Below are 17,890 nucleotides of genomic sequence, written 5' to 3'. Positions count from 1 at the left end.
GCACCGAGGTCATCGAAGAAATGGCTGTCAACTGACACGTGCTCGGTGCCCATGATATCGGCCAGCACCTCCGCGAAGCGTTGCTCGCATTTGGCGGGAGTGGTCAGATTGTCAGCCGGATCAGCGGTCAAGACGTCGTTGGCGAGGGCGGCTGCAAGCCTTCGAATCGTCGGGTGCTTGTAGATGTCCGGCATCGACACCGCCGGCAGGTCGGCCTGCTTGCGCACCCGGGCGCAGAAACGGGCCATCAGCATCGAGTCGGCACCGAGGTCATCGAAGAAATGGCTGTCAACTGACACGTGCTCGGTGCCCATGATATCGGCCAGCACCTCCGCGAAGCGTTGCTCGCATTTGGCGGGAGTGGTCAGATTGTCAGCCGGATCAGCGGTCAAAGCATCGTGAGAGTTCCCCATCAGCTGGGTCCCTTGCAAAATTCAGAGTGGTCGATGCAGGCACGCTGAACTACATGAACGAGGTCCACGCACTTGCATGGACTGCTAGTGAGAGCTGGGGCCGGAACACAGCTAAGTGATCGCCCACCTTGACCGTGGCGGTTTTGGCTGGCCTTACTCAACGGTCTGATCCGGCCGACTAGATCGACAATATTGCTTACGCGCAACGCTTCCCTCGACCGCAGCGGCAAGGGGCTGGCCGATGGATCTTCCGTCCCCATCAGCAACCGCCGCTGCCGTTCATCCAGGTGCGGAAAGATCACACCGAACTTCGCGGCCAGTCCCGCCTCGATCCCCTGCCCCGTCCCCGTAGCGCAATCCTGGTCTCCTGAACAGTGGCCGCCAGAACAGAAAACCACGGTCTTTTCTCAGGGTACGACTGTGTGCGGTACGTGCAAGGGGGCGAGCTGACGCCCGCCGAGCAGGAGAGGCGGGATCGGGTGCGGCTGGAGGCGGCCGAGCGGTTCGAGGCCGCGGAACTTGTAATCGGGTGATCGAGGTGTCGACTTGTCAGGCTGACATGTAGCCAGCGTGCAACCTCGGGGTTTCCACCCCGGCCTATGAGCCCAATGCCGGAAAGTTAGGGCCTGCGGATCATTAACTCGCTGTCTTGATCTTTGGTGGGAGGGCGATGCCGGTCGCGCTCGCGTGGTCGTAGAGGTGTTCCAGCGTGGTGAGTTGGCAGTCGGCGGGTTCGATGGTGTGCTCCAACTTTTTCAGGAGTTGGCGGATGTCGCGGATGCGCCTGTTGATCGTTTCGGGGCAGACGTCCTGCTGGCCACCACCGCCGACACCGTCATCAGCACGACCGGAGTCCTCTCCCCGGCGGGCCCCGCCGACCTCGTCGGCACCATCGGCTGGGCCGTCCTCGACGCCCTCCACCCCGCCCGCCACCGGCACCGCGTCAGAGCCCGCACCCGTAAGAACCCCACCAGCAAATACGGGCCGAACGCCGGACAACAGCCCACGACCAGCCAGAACTACACCATCCATACCGCCATCACGTTCTTCGAGCACGGGCTCGCGAACCGCTCACGGAGGCAAATGCAACGGTGTTGAGGTCACCGCCATCGCGTGATCACGGTAGAAGAGATGCGTCGCCGCCTGGTCGTTGACGTACTCGGCCAACTGCGCGTGCCCGCGTGCGACCGCGTAGTCCGCCGCACCGTCATTGATGGCGTTCTGGTGGCCACCGTGCACATGGACCGTGGTCCAAGCAGTGAGCCTGTCTTCCTCAGGCCGCGGGGAACCACCTTGCGACCCCGGCCGGTTGTAGGGCAGCAGACCAGGCCCGGGGCCCTCGGAACGCACCCACACGGCCTTGACCGGAATGGCACCCTTCAGCTTGTTGTTCCAAGCGACCCGGACTCGCTGACCGCTGCGCACCTCGATGGTCGGTCCGGGGAAGTGGCCCCTGTAGGTCCACAGGCGGCTGGCGGCATCTGGGAGTGGAGACGCATGGACGACTCGACGAGGTCGATCTCCGTGGTCCCTGTACCGTCGAGCCGTAGCGTCGGCGGGACATGCAGTGCGTCCTTGAACGGTGTCAGCGCGTTGAACGTCGGCTCGTTGACACCGGCCAGCGCCTCGGCCGCCTGCGCCTCCGCCTGGAAAAGGCCGGTCCCGCTGAGGAGGCCGGTGCCGGCCACGGCGACGGCGGCGCCGGCGCCGGCCATGCCCAGGACGGCTCGCCTGCTGGTCATTGGCATGTAAATGCTCACCTGTTCTTGTGATGTGAGTGGTATGAGTGCGGGCCCATCCGTGTCAGGCCATGACGAACTTCCGGGGCACTGCCCGGTTTGAGGCCTGACTCACTGAACGAAGTCGGCCGCGGCGGCAGACGAACCTGCGGGCGCCATGCAGGACCGTCAGACCTCCGGGTCGGCGGAGGAATACGGCAAAGTTGGCACTCTCGCGCTGCCTGCGTCCGATCGGATTGACGGACTCTGGGCCGGCTCACTGCAGCGGGCACCTCGCGGCATGACAAAGCCGCTGAATACCTGCACTGGAATTTCGCTGCGGCGGTAGTAGATCATTCAATTAGTTGAAGGCGCAAGTTCAGTCGCGTGCCAGTGGATACCGGAGGTCGGCCTTACAGCGAGGACGGCTCGCCGATTCCCCTTACTGTCGAGCCGTTTCCGCCTCGGACACCGAGGCCGAAGAGCAAGCGGCCGACCGGGACACCGCCGCGCGCAGGCCATCGGCCCGACTGTCGCCGCAGGTCAGGGTCAGGACGCAGGGCCGCTGCTCAGGGGCGCGGTTGCGTCGCCCTGGCACGGGACCTATAGTGCGGAGCGTAGTTCCACGACTGTGGAATAGCGCCGGGGGAGATGTGCGGCACAACTTTGGGTCAGCCCGCACCGGCTGCCCTTCATGCGCCATTCCCATTTTCGAAGGCGACGATGAGCAGAGGCGTGAACCACCCACCGACGTGTGCGCGGCCGCGCGAAGCGGAGTGCGGAGGTCGGCGGGCCTCAAGGGGTCGGCGCATGCTGCGACCGACCTGGCTCTGCACCGCCGGCGCGGGCCCGCGCCCCCAGCTGTGACGGCGACGGGGCAAGGCCGCCGGCGCCCGCGGTGCTGCGCGCTTCATCGCCGTGGACCTGGCCGCCGCCTGCCAGGCCGGTGCGAGGGGCACGCTGGTCGTCCGCGCGGACAGCGCGTCACGCAGAGAACAGTCCGGTGCATGTGTGCTGTACGACGGAGTCCGGCGCGTCGAATCTCGCAGGGGCTACAGAGCGTTGTGCCGTTGCGTTCGGTGGCTTGCGCCCGGTGCGCGGAACTGACGGATCATCAGCAAACCGTCAGCCCCGAACGCCCACCCTCGGGTTCTCAAGTGCCCGGGACTTCTTCCGCGTCGTACAGGATCCGCGCGATGGACTCCAGATACGGGACGACCGCCGCCGCTTCATCGCCTTTCAGCGCCTCGTTGCCCACGACTTCGCGCATCAGCCGGATGCCGACGGTTATGGCATTGATCAGGGCAGCACGTCCACGGGCGTTCGGGCCCGTCAGGCTTGCAGCAAGGTCGGCCTCGTACCGTCCCTCGACCTCCGCCCGGACGACGGCCATAGCTTGCTGATTCGATGTCGAACGAAGAGTCATCAGGAGGCCCTCGAGGTCCCGGATGGGCGGATCCTCGGTCATGAACACGTCGACCCCGTCGCGGGGCAGCAAGAAAGGACCGTCGCTCGCGTGATCGAGCGCCTCGCGGAACAAACCTTCCTTCGAGCCGAAGTAGTGGCTGATCAGCCGCGTGTCCACCCCGGCCGCCACTCCGATTTCCCGGAGACCGACACCGTCGTATCCGGACTGGGCGAAGGCGGCCACAGCTGCGGTGAGGATCCTGTCCCTGGTCGTGGTGCGATCGCGACGCTGCGCTTCCTTCGAAATGACGGGCTCCCGGGTTGCTCAATCGGACTCGACGACGAAACGGTCCGCATATCCACTGTGCATGCAGTCCGCCGAGCACGTCCTGCCGGGCTTCGACCCAGGGGTGATGCGTTCTCACTTCGCCTGATGAGGATGGCGGGCCGCTGGCGGCGCCCATGCGGCGGGCACGGCTCTCGCCGGTCACGTGGAGACGAGGCCACGTGAGTCGAGGGAACCCTGCCGGACGCCATCCTGCCTGATCAGGAACCTCCCGCACTGCGACGACCTCGCAGTCTCCCTTGACCGGATCGCGGCCGTCCCGAACACCCACGGCTCAATCGCCGCCGGACGAGTTTAGACGACCGTCAGTCCGACGGGAACCGCACGCCACCACGCCGCGCGCGCCGGGCCCTGTACGAGGGCAGATCACCATACGCGCGGTATGTCAGCGCTCGTCCTCGGCAGGGACCTCGGCAGCGCAGAGGACCGGGCGTCAGCCGAACGGTCCGCCGCCCTGCAGCCCGCGCTGGTCAGCGGTCGTTCAAGGCGACGATCAGACATGCTGTACCGTATTCCACGCCCGTGGAAAACGGCATGATTCCGCTCTGGAAATGACTGCCGACCCGCTACGGGATGCAGGTGTTCCTGGATTGCTGACGATACGAGAAGGTATCCACCGATGGCTCAGAAGTATGACGTAGAGGTTCCCGTCCTGATCGTCGGTGGCGGCGGCGCCGGCTTGACCTCATCGATTCTCCTGTCCCGCCTCGGTATCGAATCCCTCCTGGTGACTCGATACCCGGGCACCACGCACGTGCCGCGGGCGCACATACTCAACCAGCGCAGCATGGAGATCTTCGCCGACATGGGCGTTGATTCTCGGATTCGGGCGAAGAGCTCCCCTCAGAAGAACATGTCCCGCATCGGGTTCCTCTCCGGGCTAGCGGGGGAGGGGCCGGAGAACGGCCACGGACGCCGCATCGGGTCCATCGAGGCGTGGGGCGGGGGCTACACCGACCCCGACTACACAGCTGCCAGCCCGCAGGCCACAGCGAACCTGTCCCTGCTACGCACTGAGCCCATCCTGAAGGAGCACGCTGAGCAGTACCCCCACGCGGCCATCAGGTTCCACCACGAGTTGGTGAACCTGGAACAGGACGTCGACGGCGTGACCGCCACGATCCTCGACCGCGGCACCGGTGAGACCTACACCGTCCGGTCCAGCTATCTCCTGGGTGCCGATGGCGGACGAACCGTGGGACAACTGGCCGGGATCGAAATCGCCGGCGCGCAGAAGATCATGACACTGACCAGTCTGTACGTGTCCATGGATCTCTCGCCGTATCTCGCCGAAGCAGAGGACTCGGTCTTCCACTGGATCTTCAACCCTGACTTCCCGCAACACCTGGGCTGGGGTGCCGTGCTGGTGCCGGAGGGCCCCGAGTGGGGCCGGAACTCCAAGGAGTGGGTCCTGCACGTCACCGGGGAGGGCATGGACGCCTCGCAGCCGGAGAAGATGTTGCAGTGGGCACGCGAGGCGCTGGGGCTCCCCGACGTCGACATCGAGATCCTGAACATCGCAACGTGGGACATGGCAGGCTACCTCGCCGACGACTTCCGCGCCGGACGGGTGTTCATGCTCGGCGACGCCGCACACAAGGTCCCGCCCGCCGGCGGTCTCGGCCTGAACGCGGCCGTCCAGGACGCCTACAACCTGTGCTGGAAGCTCGCCGCCGTCCTCCACGGTCGCGCCGGCGACGCCCTCCTCGACACCTACACCGCCGAACGCCGCCCGGCCAACCAAGGCAACCTGGACACCGCGATGCGGGCCGCCGCCAGCCAGGCCGGAGCAACCGAGGCGATGGGACTCTCCCCCGACAAGAGCGCCGAGGAGAACTGGGCCGCGCTGCGGCTGTTCTGGGAGGACGGCCCCGGCGCGGTCGAGCGGCGGCACGCGTTCTCCCAGTGGCTGGGCAACCTGACTTCGGTGTTCCGCCAGCACAACACCGACTTCGGATACACCTACGACTCGCCCGCGATCGTCAGCGACGGCACCCCCGCGCCGGCCCCCCTGGACGACATCCGCCTCTACCAGCCCAGCACACGGCCCGGACACCCCCTGCCCCATGCCTGGGTCGAACGCGCAGGGGAACGCACAGCCCTGCGCGAACTGATCCACGGCGGGCACTTCGCCCTCATCGCCGGCGAAAACGGCCATGACTGGGTAGAGGCCGCCACCAAGATCGCCGAGCAGCGGAACCTCCCGTTGCGCGCGGCCCGGGTCGGACTCGGTGAGGTCGACTTCGTCGATACGCGGCTGGCATGGGCGAAGCAGCGGGGGATATCCGCCACAGGCGCGGTGCTCGTCCGTCCGGACGGACATGTCGCATTCCGCTCCGCCGCATCGGTCGACAACCCAGCGGCCGCACTTTCCGCCGCCTTCGACCAGATCCTGCACACCGTCGGCGAGTGACCGTGGCCGGAGCGCGGCCCGCACCGATCCCTTGCATGTGGGCCGCCTCCAGCCGTGCATCTGCCTCATGATGCTCTCTGCTCGTGTGTTGACGCCCGCGGCGCAAGGCTCCGCCCGTGAGCGGCCGGCTCGCTAGGCCGTGTATCGAAAGTGGATCTTGAGCGACGAATGACCTCGGTTCATGGGGCGGGGAGATCTCACGGACGAGCAGTGGGCGGTCGAGTGCGGGATCAACCGCCTCAAGAGGCACCGCGCTGTCGCCACGCGATTCGACAAGCTCGCGGTCCGCTACGAGGCGACCGTTCTCGTCGCTGCCATCAACGAGGGGCTGTGACCCTCGGCCGTCACGCGGTGGTTTCCACGTTCCACGCCGCAGGCAGATCGCTGCCGCAGAAGACGCAGACGAAGTCGTCCTCGCGCACGATGTTGTGTTCCTGGCAGTCGGGGCACCGCCGGAACACCACCTCGTGGGTGAAGCCGGAGGGCCGCCCGAGCTCTACGTCGTCCAGGGCACGGGCGACTTCCGACCAGGAGGTGATGTCCGGGCAGTACCCGGTGGACTGGTTGCTGACCTCGCTCACGGCCCACCGGTCTGCCTCGCGCATGAAGCTGATCTCGCCGGCACTCAAAACCATGTCTCCGCCGGCACAGGCCACGTGCTCGCTTCGTCGCGGCGCCAGTCGAAGCACACCATCCATGCCGACCACGAAGGTGAACGGCTCGGCCAGCTCCGCCGCCGATCGCTCAGCGATCCAGGTACCGAAGTCAGCCGCCGAGCTAATCCGGCACCCGTCGCCACCAGACCGGACCGCAGTCTTCAGCTCGACCGGTCCGACATATCGGTAACTCCGCCCCCGTGCACTCACGTCAGTCAACCTAGAGCACTTCCGACACACGCCCTAGCAGGGGCCGTCCTCCCGACAACATGCGGATCCACACCGGGAAATGAGCAACAGAGTCCCCCTGCTATGGTGCGCCGATGTCATCGATCAAGCAGTTCCAAGTCACCTTCGACTGTGCAGAACCTGAGCGCGTCGCGCGCTTTTGGTGCGAGGTGTTGGGGTACGTCGTACCGCCGCCACCGGAGGGGTTCACCACTTGGGCCGATTTCGATCGCTCTCTGCCGTCTGAGCGGCAGGGTTCCGCGTTCGCCTGCAGTGATCCCTCAGGCGTGGGCCCGCGACTGTACTTCCAGCGCGTCCCCGAAGGCAAGATCGTCAAGAATCGGCTGCATCTTGACGTGCGCGTCGGCACCGGGCTCGTGGGCGAGGAGCGCCTCGCCACGCTCGAAGCCGAGTGCGCACGACTGGTCGCGCTCGGTGCGACCCACGTGCAAACGCTGTACGCCGATGACGAAAACGAGTCGTGCATCCCGATGCTGGACATCGAGGGCAACGAGTTCTGTATCGACTGAGCATTCTCCGAGCCGGGGAGGTGGGGAGCCACCTCCCTTGGGCCTCTCTGGCCGCGTATGGGGCGGGAGTTACCCCGCGAGGGCGAGGTTGTGCAGCCGGGCGATGCCGAGCATGGCGGTGTGAACGCCGTCGCCTTTCAGACGGCAGTCGCGAAGGATCTTCCATGCCTTCATCCGCGCGAAGACCTGCTCGACGCGGGCCCGGACCTTGCGGTGGGAGGAGTTGTGCTCCTCTTTCCAAGCTGGCAGTTCGGTCTGGCCGCGTTCACGGCGGTGCGGAATGAACAGGCCGGTGCCCCGATAGCCGCCGTCCGCGATGACCGTGGCCCGGCCGACGGCGGCCTTCGCACCGGACCGTTCCCACGCGTTGCAGTCGTTGCGGTTGCCGGTAACCGGCCGGCGACGACGAGTCGGGTGTCGGCGTCGATGACAACCTGGTGGTTGGTCGAGACCGGCAGTTCTTCGACTGCTCGGCAACCGTGTGATCCCGCCTGGGGACCGGAGTGCCGTCGACGATCAGCACGGCGCTTTTTCGGAACTGCTTGCGGGGCTGGAACGCGAGCGACGGCCCGAGGTGGCGATGATGCGGTCAGCGGCCGACTTCGACACCCCGGAAAGCGGGGCGAGCTGCCACAGCGTCAAGTTCGCACGCCAGCAGGCCGCTACCAGCAGGATCCGGTCCGGCACCCTGCAGAAGATGGGTGCCAAGGTCGTCATCGGCACGGACGCCGGCATCGGAACCGCCAAGCCCCACAACGTCCTCCCGCACGGCGTCGTCGAACTGGCCGAGAGGGCGTGGCCCCATCGACGTACTGATCTCTGCCACCAGTCTGGCGGGGACAAATCTCCGCCGGTGCAGACGCCGACCTACTGGCCGTCAACGGCGATCCCGTCAAGGACCCCGTCGCCCTGCTGGACGTGCGGGCCGTCTTCCGAGCAGGCAGTCCGAGTGCGCTGACATTCATCTGGCTGACATACGTCCGTCCGCAGACAGCTCTGCGGAGACTGCGCTCGCCAGGGAACCGTTTCCCAAAGCCGCGAGCCTGCTGGATGGCCAGGCTCTGCTGGGGACCAGCCGCAAACGTTTCCTCGCAACCGCGCCAACGGTTGGGCCGCTCGCAATAATCCTTGACATGCAATGAGCCCAGGTTGAGAAGCCGTTGCTCCACCGAGCACGGTGAGCATGGGTTCGAGTGCGGCTTCCCCGTCGGGTGATCTTTCGGGTGGGTGCGCATGACAGCAGGCCTCCCGTGCAGCTCGGGGTCGTCGCGACCAACGAGCGCCCGGGAGGCCCCTGTTGTCAAAGTTGTACGCTTTCGCGCCGGTCAGGTCCGACTCGTCCACCAGGTCCGGAAGTGGCGCGGCAGGCCCAAGGGCCTCCTTCGTGCACGTCATTGGGGTGGAGAGTGGTGCGGCAGAGGCTATCGGGGCCAGGTGGCGACGGACCGGGCCTCCGTGTTCACGGCGACTTTGAAGGACTCGTCCTGGGACAACAACACTCTGGTACCCGCACGGACTACAAGCTGGTTCAGTTGCCGGAGACCGGGTATCGGCTTGTGATCGCGACGCGGTTGAAGGCGTTCATCAGCGTTGACAGCCATGCGACCGCCGAGACCTGATCTGCGGAGAGCACGGCTGCGGCCGCGTTGTAGTCCGCGTCGCTCACGTGCCCTTCCGACACGCGCGCGATCGCCTCCGTCAGGCGTAGGGCCGCACGGTCGGTCTCCGAGAAGTAGCCGGCTTCCTCCCACGCGGGCAGCACTGCGATCCGGTCCGGGTTCTCACCCTTCTTGAGCGCGTCGCGGGTGTGCATTCTGAGACAGAACGCACAGCCGTTGATCTGGGACGTGCGGATCTTCAAAAGCTCGACCAGGAGCGGGTCGAGACCTGCCGCGGTGGCGGCCTCTTCCACCGCCGACGACAAGGCGAGAAGAGCCTTGTAATTGGTCGGGTGCTGCTTTCCGATGTTGACGCGTTGCTTCTCAGTCTCTGACTCAGTCATGGATTCCTCCTCTTCGCGTGGCCGAACGACCCATAGGGGCTGCCTCAGCCTCGCCCAATCTGTGCCATTGTTACGAGCGGCAAAGACGCGCAAGGGGAATTGCGTCTTCAAGTCTCTTGCCGCACTGTTGTTCCCGCCTGACGCCGACCAGGTGCCCGGTCGCAGCCGGTGCGCGGGCCAGCTTTCGGCCGGCCTCCGGCATCGGGTCAGGAGTGGAACTCCTCCCTGGACCAGCAGCCCTGGTAGTCGGCGAGCTTGAGGATGGCCTCGGCGTCGTCGACCGGGGGGTACATCCCTTCGGCTTTGATCCGGCACCTGAGCGCCTTGCCCTGCTCTCCGGTCTTCTCGGCAGGAATCCGGCCCCAGCCTCCGGTGGCCATCGCGCCGGCGGGTCCCAAATCCAGGCACGTGACGTAGGGGTTCGTGGCGAAGGGCGCCAGGTCCAGTCCGAGAATGTCGGCGGCCACGTTGTGGCCGGCGAGTTTGCCCATCGGGATGGCCTGCCGGCAGGTCTGCATCAGTGTGTGTCCCGCATCGGCGACAGTCGCTGCGGTGTCACCCGTCGCGAAGACCTCGGGCGCTCCGGGGACGCGCAGGAACTCATCCACCCGCAGTCGCCCGTACCGGTCGCGCTCGCCGGGGATGCTCTGGGTGAGCGGGCTGGCGGCCATGCCGGCCGTCCAGATCACGGTGGAGGACGGGATGAGTTCGCCGCCGGCGAGCTCCACCTCGCTGTCGGTGACCAGCTCAACCGTCTTGCCCAGGCGCATCTCGACGCCGAGGTCACTCAGGACGGTGCTGATGTGCGGGTGCGGACCGTCGCCTGGCTCGGGGCCCGACATGTCGGCGCCGTCCACCAGAACGACGCGTACGTCATCGGCGTCGCCAGCCACTTCCCGCAGTCGGGTGACCAGTTCCGTGGCCATTTCCAGGCCCGTGAAGCCTGCTCCGATGACGACTGCGGTGAAGCGACCGGCTGTCGCCGGGCGCTGTGGCAGGCGTCGCACATGGTGGTCGAGGGCCGCCGCGGCATCCAGGGTGTCCACGTCGAATATCCACTCGGATCCGGGGATCGCCGGGCGCACGAGCCGGCTACCGGCGGCCAGCACCAAACGGTCATAGCCCAGCGCCATGTTCCGGCCGCTTCGGACGACCGCGTTCACCGTCCGGGTACTGGTGTCGACGTCGGTGACGGTCGCAGTGATCCGCCTCACCCCGATCGGACCGAGTACCCGATCCAGCGCCAGACGCATCACCTGCGGGTCGGCCTCGTAGAGCCGCGGACGGGTCACCAGGTCATCACCGCTGCTGACCACCGTCACTTCCAGTTGCGACTGCGGCACGCCGTGGGCGCGTGCTGCGCGTACGGCGGCGGCGGCGGTCCACAGGCCGGCGAACCCACCACCAATGATCAGGATGTTCTTCATCGGGTTCTGTCTCCGGAAGGTGCGGTCGTGCTGCGCGGGAAGAGGATCAGTCGCGACAAGGTGCCTGGCGAACGTGTCTCGCCACGGTGGGAGCGTGTGCGTCGGTCTCGGCCTGCACATCGGCGAGAGTCCGCTCGACCAGCGCCTTCCGCCAGGCCACACTGCCTCGCCTCGTGGCGGTCGCCGTCCCGACGGACCATGGCGCGCACGGGCACGTCCTGCGAGCACAGGTTCTCGAGGACATTGCGGCCCACGCCGCCCGCCCGTGCGACGAGGACGAGGTGACTGGCGGCCATCGGTTGGTCTCCTTCTTTGCAACGGGACAAGATCGAGCATTCGCATCCGCGTGGGGGAACGGGCCGCGCGGCTGTTCAGCCGGGCACTTGCGCAGGTGCCGCGGGAAGGGCAGGGAGCGGATTCGCGACAACACAACACATTGGGAGCACTTGCCCTTAATGGCAGGTGCCGGCGTCGCCGCCCATCCCGTCATGTCGCAGGTTGACGACGGACGACATGAGACCCGCGCTGCCGAACTTACGAGTACCGTCCGGTTCGAGCCCCGGGCAGGACCTCCAGGCTCAGCAACCAGCTCACTCGCTCTCGGAGGAGCGAGGCTCTTCCGTCACACGCCTGGTCTGGGCCGGCCCGTGGTCGGCGCGCTCGTGGACGTGGGGCGCCGGCGTGCGTTCGATCTGCAGGCTGAGCAGCTCCGGGCGGCTGTAGTGGCCGCGCGCGTCCATCAGGCGCTTGCGCAGGTCGATCTGGGCGAAGTCCAGGTCGGCGATCACTTCGCCTTCGCCGGACGTGAGCGGTTCGCCGATGATGCGGCCTTCGGGATCGATGATGGCGGTGAAGAAGCCGCCGGAGATCGCGCCGACGGGGCCGCCGGTGTCCTCGGCGATCTGAGCCTGCTGGTCGGCGTCGAGCCAGGCGGTGGCGTTGACCACGAAGCAGGCCGATTCCAGCGCGTGCTGGCGGATGTTGACCTCGATCTGGTCGGCGAACTGCTCGCCGCCGAAGGAGCCGGGGTACATCGCGGCGTGGATCTGCTCGCCGTCGGCGATCAGCGCATAGCGCGCCAGTGGCAGGTAGTGCTCCCAGCAGGCGAGCTGGCCGATGCGGCCGACGGCGCTGTCCACCGCGCGCAGGCCCGAACCGTCGCCCTGGCCCCAGATCATGCGCTCGTGGTAGGTCGGTGTGATCTTGCGGCGACGCTGGATCAGCGTGCCGTCGGCGTCGAACAACAGCTGGGTGTTGTAGATGGTGCCGCCGTCACGCTCGTTGACACCGATCGAGACGACCATCTGGGCTTCTCGGGCGGCTTCGGCGATCGCGTCGGTCTCGGCGGACGGTACGGTCACCGCCTCCTCGAGCAGGCGCAGGTGTTCCTTGGCCATGGTGTAGGGCGGCTGCACGAAGGAGAAGTAGGGGTAGTAGGGGACGACAGTCTCGGGGAAGACCGCGAACCGGACACCCTGCTTCCCCAGCTCGCGGATCTTCTTCACGACCTTCTCGACGGTGCCCGCGCGGCTGTAGAGCACGGGGCTGATCTGTACCGCAGCGGCTCGTACGACAGTCATGGTGCTACTCCTTGCAAATGTGCGGTCGGTACGACCTCGCGATGCTGCGCGTTCCCGGACACGCGTGCGATGAAGGGGCAGTCGAGGCGGTCCAGGAGGGATGGGGCCGGCCGAGCGGGCAACTCCAGCTTCCGCTACGCGACCACTGGCGGCTAACTGGAATCTCGACGATTCACACAAGCCAATAGGAGCATATGCTCTCATTAGTAGGATGGCAAGGAGCCGATCTTTCCGAAGCCTTTCGGCGACTCGGCGTCGCCGAGTCGCCGGGGGACCCAGGACTGAAGACGGAGCAGCAGCCACCGCGCCGGTCCCCGGTTCTGATCAGCACACGCGGATACCGGCGCGGAAGACTGCCTGTACGTCCAGGACGGCTGCAGGGTCATGCTCGACGTCGCCGTTGACGACCAGGATGTCGGCGTCGGCACCGGCGGTGATCCGGCCCTTGCGGCCCTCCACACGGCACAGGCGGGCCGCCAGGCTGGTCATGGAGATCAGGGCGTCCAGCGGCGCGACGCCCAGCCGGGCCAGGTCGGCGACGCCGTGGGGGAGGACGTTGTGGGGCTTCCAGGGCCCGATACCGGCGTCCGATCCGATGACGACGTTGGCGCCGTGCTTGTGCAGGTTGCTGTAGGTGTCCAGGATGGCGTTGACGTGCGCGGCCATGCCCTTGGGCGGCTGCAGGGCTTTGCTGGGGTCCAGACCCAGTGTCAGGCTGACGAAGGTTCCCGTTCTCACGATGGCGTCGATGAGGTCGGCGGTCTCGGAGGCGATGCCGTCAGCGGTGAGGAAGGTGACGTGCTCCAGGCTGTCGACGCCTGCTTCGACGGCGTCCCTGATGGCTTGGACGCCATGGGCGTGGGCGGCCACCGGCAGGCCGAGGCGGTGTGCTTCGTCCACGACGGCACGCAGGTCCTCCGGGCCGTACTGTGACGCGTGCGGCGGCAGCGAATCGGGGGTCATATTGCCGCCGCTGGCCATGATCTTGATGACGGCGCAGCCGCGGGCGTGATGCTCGCGGACAGCGGCACGGAGCGCTTCGACGCCTTCGACCTCGCCGCCGAGGAAGTGGCAGTGGCCGCCCGGGGTGGTCAGCGGGGGGCCGGCGGGGAGGATTTCCGGACCTTGCTCCGGGTGCTCGGCCATCTCCTCCACGAGGGCCAGCGAGAGGTAGCCGCGGTCGCCGAGGTCGCGCACGGTGGTGATGCCGGCCAGCAGAGCGGACCGGGCCGCGGCCCGCATGTGCGCCAGGAGGTTGCTGTCGGAGGTAGCGGCGAGGGAGGTCACGGGGTCCGGGCCGGCGTCGAAGGCGAGGTGGACGTGGGTGTCGATGAGGCCGGGCAGCAGGCAGGCCGAGCGGCCGAGGTCGATGACCTCGCTACCGTCCGCGGGCAGCGCGCCGGTGCGGTCCACACGCACGATGCGGTCGCCCGAGACGTGCACGGTGGCGGGGCCCGACAGGCTGAATCCGTCGAACATCGAACCAGCGTGTATCGCAAAGGAATTCATCAGTATTTCTCCGATCGAAAAGCATGTGTCACGCGGTGATCCACCCCGAGATCTGGCCTGTTCAGGGCAGGTGCGGAAGATGCGTACCGGCAGGAGCTGGTGGCTCCTGCCGGGCACCGGGTCGTCCGGACACCGTCAGCGGTGCAGCAGCAAGTGGGGTGCGCTCTCAGGACGGTGCCGACGTCGGGCGCAGCGCCGTCTCCGGTGACGGGCGCAGGTCAACGGACGCGGTGCCCTGCGCGAGCACGTATGAGCTGCTTGCGGCGAAGCCGTGATCACGTGTGTGGTAGGCGAGTGATACGTGCGGGTCCCGGAGGATGCGTTCGAGTTTCTTCGGGAAGCCGAGCGAGGTGGTGAAGCCGACGAGGCCCGCCTGACGGTCTGCGAGGCCCACCGGCGAGACGCTGGTGACCACGGCGCCGCCGGCCGGGGTGACATAGGCGGCCGCGACCGTGAGGTCGCCCCTGATCACGGCGTCCGCTGCGTCCGGCCATCGGACAGGGGTGGTGGTCATGAGCCGGTCCCGCGCAGGATCCGCAGGTCGTCCGTCGCCTGACGGCGCATGGCGGGCAGGAGCGGGCGTACCGGCTCCGGCAGGCCCGAGAGCACCAGTTCCACCTCGGCGGGCGTGCCGACCTCGTCGAGGAAACCGATCATCAGGTGACCGGCCACGGGCGGCGTGGTGGCGATCACCCGCTGGGCGAAGTCCTGCCAGTCTTCGGGGCTGATGTGGTCGCGGAGCGCGGGGAAGAGGACCGGCTCTTCGTGCTCCAGGTGGTCGTGCACGGTGTCGCGCACCGCGACGGCCGCGTCCCGCAGAGCGGCCCGGACTCCGTCCGCGACGCCGCCTGCGCCGAGGCCCGTGCCGACGGCCTCACCGGCCCCGTCCCCGACCTCGTCGCCGGTCATGTTCACCGCGGCCAGCAGGTCGAGCGCGGCGTCCAGGCGCACGTGCTCCTCGCTCAGCACACCGAGCTCGTGTTCCGTGGCCGGCGCCGCCGCGACGATCCGCGGCCACAGGTCCTCGTCCTCGGTCTCGTGGTGGTGGCGCAGGTTCGCGACGAGGAAGTCGCGCAGCTGCGCCAGTGCGCCGAGCGGCACCGAGGGGCGAACGGCCGCCTCGGCCAGCAGGGTGGTCGCAACGCGGTGGACCTGATGGGCAAGGCGGGTCTCAACGACCGCCGTGGGGTGCTCGACGTCATCATTGGTCATGCCGTGAGCCTATTCATTAGATGGTTTTATCGTCAAAATCGTTACCTATTGTGGAGGAGGTGTACTGCATCGGTGACCATTCGGAAGTGCACCCCCGCCGTACCAGCTCGGCAGCCGCTACGCGCAGCACCCTGTCCGTACCGCGGCGCCTCGTCGGCGAGCCCGCAGGGGCCCGCCGGGCCGCAAGGGCCAGTCGGGCCTGTTGGCCCACGAGGCCTTTCCGGAGCGCCAGGCAAGGACTGTGTCGACGCGCCGGCCACCGTGATCGAAGAGTCTGCTCCTGTTCGTGCCACACAGATGTCCGCTCCGGAGACCCGGGCCTACTGCACCGATCTGGCCGACAACGCGCACCCGACAGGTACCCCAAGCGGCGACTTGGCACCTGATGAGCTGACCGCGGCCCACACGCTCACCATGCACGAGAAGATCTTCGAGCAGTGCATGAGCGACGAGGGTCAGCCTCTGCCGTAGATCGGCTGCGATCACTCCGCGCACGGAGCACTCTGGACTCATGGCCGCGCCGATCGTCGTGCACAAGCCGTCGCCCTCCGGCGGCCGGCGGGTCACTGTGCGGGGAGAGATCCTCGGCCTCGCTCACGATGACAGAGACGTGATCGAGTTCCTGCGCCGTGCTGGACTCCCGGACGCCTGGGATCTTCTCGATGATCCGCACTGGATTGAGTGGCGTGGGGGGCACGCGCATCAGTGGGATGCGGCGTGACCGGGACGGGCCGTGTACACGGTGGCGCAGCCGTCGCAGTTGCGGTCTCGAACCGATTGATCCAAAGCAGTCCGCCGGCGTCTGTCTCTATCCAGTCGTCGGCTCCTTGGAGGGTGTCGGTGGCAGCCGACACCCTCACCCGCGTGATGATGGGCACCAAAGACACCAAGCTGGTCGTCCTGCGCGGGCACTCGGCCTCGGGCAAGTCGTCCGTCGCGGCGGGCCCGCGCGACCGGCTCGGACACGGCCTCGCGCTGGTGGGTCAGGACATCCTGCGCCGGATCGTCCTGCGCGAGCGGGACCGGCCAGGGGCGGCGAACATCGGCCTGATCGACCTGACGGCCGGGCCGCGGGTCAGGTGGCCGGTCGTGACAGTGCCGTGAGGCGGGCGAACGCGTTGACGAGTCGTTTCGCCAGGGCCAGTTGCGCAGATGCGCAGGTGGAGGCGGCGGCCCCGCGGGTGATGCGGGCGGCTGCGTGCAGTAGTCGGTAGCGGAGCATTTCGGGCTCGGCGGCGGCCAATTCGCCTTCCAGTAGCAGGGTCTGGGTCCAGGCGAGCAGGTCGGTGGCGGTCAGTGCGAGCTCGAGCCACACTTGGTTGAGGGTGCAATGGCATGAGGGGAGACGACCGAGGCCGGTGGTCTTGCTGCAGCGGCTGCGGTCCTCGACGCGGGATTGAGCGCGATGGCGGACCTTCAGGTGCCGCAAGGTGCCGGCCCGTAGGGGCGGTTGGTGAGGAAGATCTGGTGGTGCATGCCCTCGTCCAGGTCGAACAGGGACAGCTGGGCGCCGGTGCGGACGCTCGCGCCGGACGGTGATCCGGGTGCCTCCGGGGTAGCCGGCCAGCTCGACCATGCCGGTCAGCTCAGCGCCCACGCTCAGGGTGCCGTCCTGGTCGAGGCCGGGGTGCCAGACCTTTCTCGAGCAGGGCACGGACCGCGCGGCGGACCGGCTCGGTGACCGCATATCCGACCGAGAAGGAGGTGCGGATGCGCAGGTTTCGCAGGTCTCGCACACGCTCCGATAATGCCTTGGCTCCTCCGGCGCTGTCGGCGCGGATGAGGATCGGGGAGCAGTGCGGTGGGTGTCGGGGAGCTGGGGCAAGCGCCCGGTCGAGGACGCTGATGTGGTCGGTGGCGGTGTTGGCGCCCGGGTTGCCCGGCCGCAGTATCCCGGCCAAGGCCTCGCCGGTGTTGTCCAGGAAGCACCGCAGCGGGTGGTAGCCGAAGCCGTGCCTGTAGGTCGGTGCCGCTTTCTCTCTCGGAGCGGCAGGTGACCAGCGTGGCGTCGATGTCCAGGACCAGGGCAGGTCGCGTCCGCCGGCCCGCGCCGCGGGTATCCCTGCTTGGGGCGTACCGGCCGCCACGGAGTGTCTGGGGACGCGCCGGACCCCAAGCACGCCACGCGCCGTCAGCGCCTCGGCCGTCCGGCCTTCGACGCGCACCGCCGAAGCATCAAGTGCCGCCCGCGCCGCGACAGCAACCACTGGATCAGCACCGCGATGCGCAGGCAGGACGCGACGCTGGAGCGCCTCCGCGTTGACCGGCAACTCGAAGAGGCCCTCACCCATGGGCCCGATCCGCTCCACCTCGCCCAGGTGCTCGGGCTCGACGAGAAGACCGCCATGCGCTACGCAGACTCCGCGCGGACCCTGCTGGAGCAAGCTGCCGAGCCGCAGCACCAGTGAAACCTGTTCGACCGGGACCCGAGAGTGAAGGGATCATGGGC

General features: G+C 67.5%; 16 protein-coding genes and 4 pseudogenes. 7 read left to right on the top strand and 13 right to left on the bottom strand.

The genetic code is table 11. From position 1 onward, the window contains the following. On the bottom strand, positions 1–413 hold a 413-nt coding region (locus ABT078_RS27805), incomplete at its 3' end, for an acyl carrier protein (RefSeq protein ID WP_351232346.1). A 762-nt stretch (positions 414–1,175) separates the two neighbouring features. Between ABT078_RS27805 and ABT078_RS27800 the strand changes: the two genes are divergently transcribed. Continuing rightward, positions 1,176–1,511, top strand: a complete 336-nt coding sequence (locus ABT078_RS27800) for a hypothetical protein (RefSeq protein WP_351232344.1) — start codon at positions 1,176–1,178, stop codon at positions 1,509–1,511. Here the strand turns inward: ABT078_RS27800 and ABT078_RS27795 are convergent. The 3 genes from ABT078_RS27795 to ABT078_RS27785 form a co-directional block, all read right to left on the bottom strand. Further along, positions 1,485–1,880 carry a multicopper oxidase domain-containing protein gene (locus ABT078_RS27795; protein ID WP_351232419.1) on the bottom strand — a complete coding sequence of 132 codons (396 nt, stop codon included), beginning with the start codon at positions 1,878–1,880 and terminating at the stop codon, positions 1,485–1,487. The two genes, ABT078_RS27800 and ABT078_RS27795, sit on opposite strands and share 27 nt — an antisense overlap. Then, the gene (locus ABT078_RS27790; RefSeq protein ID WP_351232342.1) at positions 1,793–2,155 is read right to left on the bottom strand and encodes a twin-arginine translocation signal domain-containing protein; all 363 of its coding nucleotides are present in this window, start codon (positions 2,153–2,155) and stop codon (positions 1,793–1,795) included. The genes ABT078_RS27795 and ABT078_RS27790 overlap by 88 nt, the downstream gene beginning before the upstream one ends. Before the next feature lie 1,129 nt (positions 2,156–3,284). Beyond that, entirely contained in the window at positions 3,285–3,797 is a 513-nt protein-coding gene (locus tag ABT078_RS27785) for a TetR/AcrR family transcriptional regulator (RefSeq protein ID WP_351232417.1), read from the bottom strand. Between the two features lie 706 nt (positions 3,798–4,503). Between ABT078_RS27785 and ABT078_RS27780 the strand changes: the two genes are divergently transcribed. Together ABT078_RS27780 and ABT078_RS27775 are read left to right on the top strand one after the other, a co-directional pair. After that, positions 4,504–6,297 (top strand): FAD-dependent monooxygenase, encoded by a 1,794-nt coding sequence (locus ABT078_RS27780; protein WP_351232340.1) that lies wholly within the window; start codon positions 4,504–4,506, stop codon positions 6,295–6,297. A 217-nt stretch (positions 6,298–6,514) separates the two neighbouring features. Next, positions 6,515–6,631, top strand: a pseudogene (locus tag ABT078_RS27775) (IS5 family transposase); the annotation flags it as partial. A 10-nt stretch (positions 6,632–6,641) separates the two neighbouring features. Here ABT078_RS27775 and ABT078_RS27770 read toward each other — a convergent pair. After that, positions 6,642–7,163 carry a hypothetical protein gene (locus ABT078_RS27770; protein WP_351232338.1) on the bottom strand — a complete coding sequence of 174 codons (522 nt, stop codon included), beginning with the start codon at positions 7,161–7,163 and terminating at the stop codon, positions 6,642–6,644. Between the two features lie 113 nt (positions 7,164–7,276). Here ABT078_RS27770 and ABT078_RS27765 point away from each other — a divergent pair, with 113 nt between their 5' ends. Further along, entirely contained in the window at positions 7,277–7,711 is a 435-nt protein-coding gene (locus ABT078_RS27765) for a VOC family protein (RefSeq protein WP_351232336.1), read from the top strand. Positions 7,712–7,780: 69 nt separating this feature from the next. On the opposite strand, the pseudogene ABT078_RS27760 reads toward ABT078_RS27765, so the two are convergent. The 7 genes and pseudogenes from ABT078_RS27760 to ABT078_RS27730 form a co-directional block, all read right to left on the bottom strand. After that, positions 7,781–8,392, bottom strand: a pseudogene (locus ABT078_RS27760) (transposase); the annotation flags it as partial. 847 nt (positions 8,393–9,239) lie between these two features. Further along, the gene (locus ABT078_RS27755; RefSeq protein WP_351232335.1) at positions 9,240–9,713 is read right to left on the bottom strand and encodes a carboxymuconolactone decarboxylase family protein; all 474 of its coding nucleotides are present in this window, start codon (positions 9,711–9,713) and stop codon (positions 9,240–9,242) included. Positions 9,714–9,919: 206 nt separating this feature from the next. Beyond that, on the bottom strand, positions 9,920–11,140 hold the full coding sequence (locus tag ABT078_RS27750; protein ID WP_351232333.1) for an NAD(P)/FAD-dependent oxidoreductase: 1,221 nt from the start codon (positions 11,138–11,140) through the stop codon (positions 9,920–9,922). Positions 11,141–11,730: 590 nt separating this feature from the next. Continuing rightward, a complete protein-coding gene (locus tag ABT078_RS27745) occupies positions 11,731–12,720 on the bottom strand; it encodes a nitrilase-related carbon-nitrogen hydrolase (protein ID WP_351232331.1) in 990 nt (329 codons plus the stop codon). A 324-nt stretch (positions 12,721–13,044) separates the two neighbouring features. After that, entirely contained in the window at positions 13,045–14,199 is a 1,155-nt protein-coding gene (locus tag ABT078_RS27740) for a metal-dependent hydrolase family protein (RefSeq protein WP_351232329.1), read from the bottom strand. Between the two features lie 196 nt (positions 14,200–14,395). After that, complete coding sequence (locus ABT078_RS27735) at positions 14,396–14,743, bottom strand: pyridoxamine 5'-phosphate oxidase family protein (RefSeq protein ID WP_351232327.1); 348 nt, start codon at positions 14,741–14,743, stop codon at positions 14,396–14,398. Further along, positions 14,740–15,441, bottom strand: coding sequence for a hemerythrin domain-containing protein (locus ABT078_RS27730; RefSeq protein WP_351232325.1), 702 nt, complete (start codon positions 15,439–15,441; stop codon positions 14,740–14,742). Before ABT078_RS27730 ends, ABT078_RS27735 begins: the two co-directional genes overlap by 4 nt. A gap of 297 nt (positions 15,442–15,738) precedes the next feature. Between ABT078_RS27730 and ABT078_RS27725 the strand changes: the two genes are divergently transcribed. From ABT078_RS27725 to ABT078_RS27715, 3 genes and pseudogenes are all read left to right on the top strand, one after another. Next, positions 15,739–15,912 (top strand): hypothetical protein, encoded by a 174-nt coding sequence (locus ABT078_RS27725; protein WP_351232323.1) that lies wholly within the window; start codon positions 15,739–15,741, stop codon positions 15,910–15,912. A 40-nt stretch (positions 15,913–15,952) separates the two neighbouring features. After that, positions 15,953–16,162, top strand: a complete 210-nt coding sequence (locus ABT078_RS27720) for a hypothetical protein (RefSeq protein ID WP_351232321.1) — start codon at positions 15,953–15,955, stop codon at positions 16,160–16,162. 146 nt (positions 16,163–16,308) lie between these two features. Beyond that, positions 16,309–16,506 (top strand): annotated as a pseudogene (locus ABT078_RS27715) (kinase); the annotation flags it as partial. Positions 16,507–16,516: 10 nt separating this feature from the next. Here ABT078_RS27715 and ABT078_RS42875 read toward each other — a convergent pair. Beyond that, positions 16,517–17,886, bottom strand: a pseudogene (locus ABT078_RS42875) (transposase). Positions 17,887–17,890: the final 4 nt, after the last annotated feature.

Origin of the sequence: Streptomyces sp. NPDC002133, assembly GCF_040296405.1 — a bacterium.
Lineage (GTDB): Bacteria > Actinomycetota > Actinomycetes > Streptomycetales > Streptomycetaceae > Streptomyces.
Note: the sequence above shows the minus strand (reverse complement) of the source record. Positions and strands in the feature narration are given on the sequence as shown.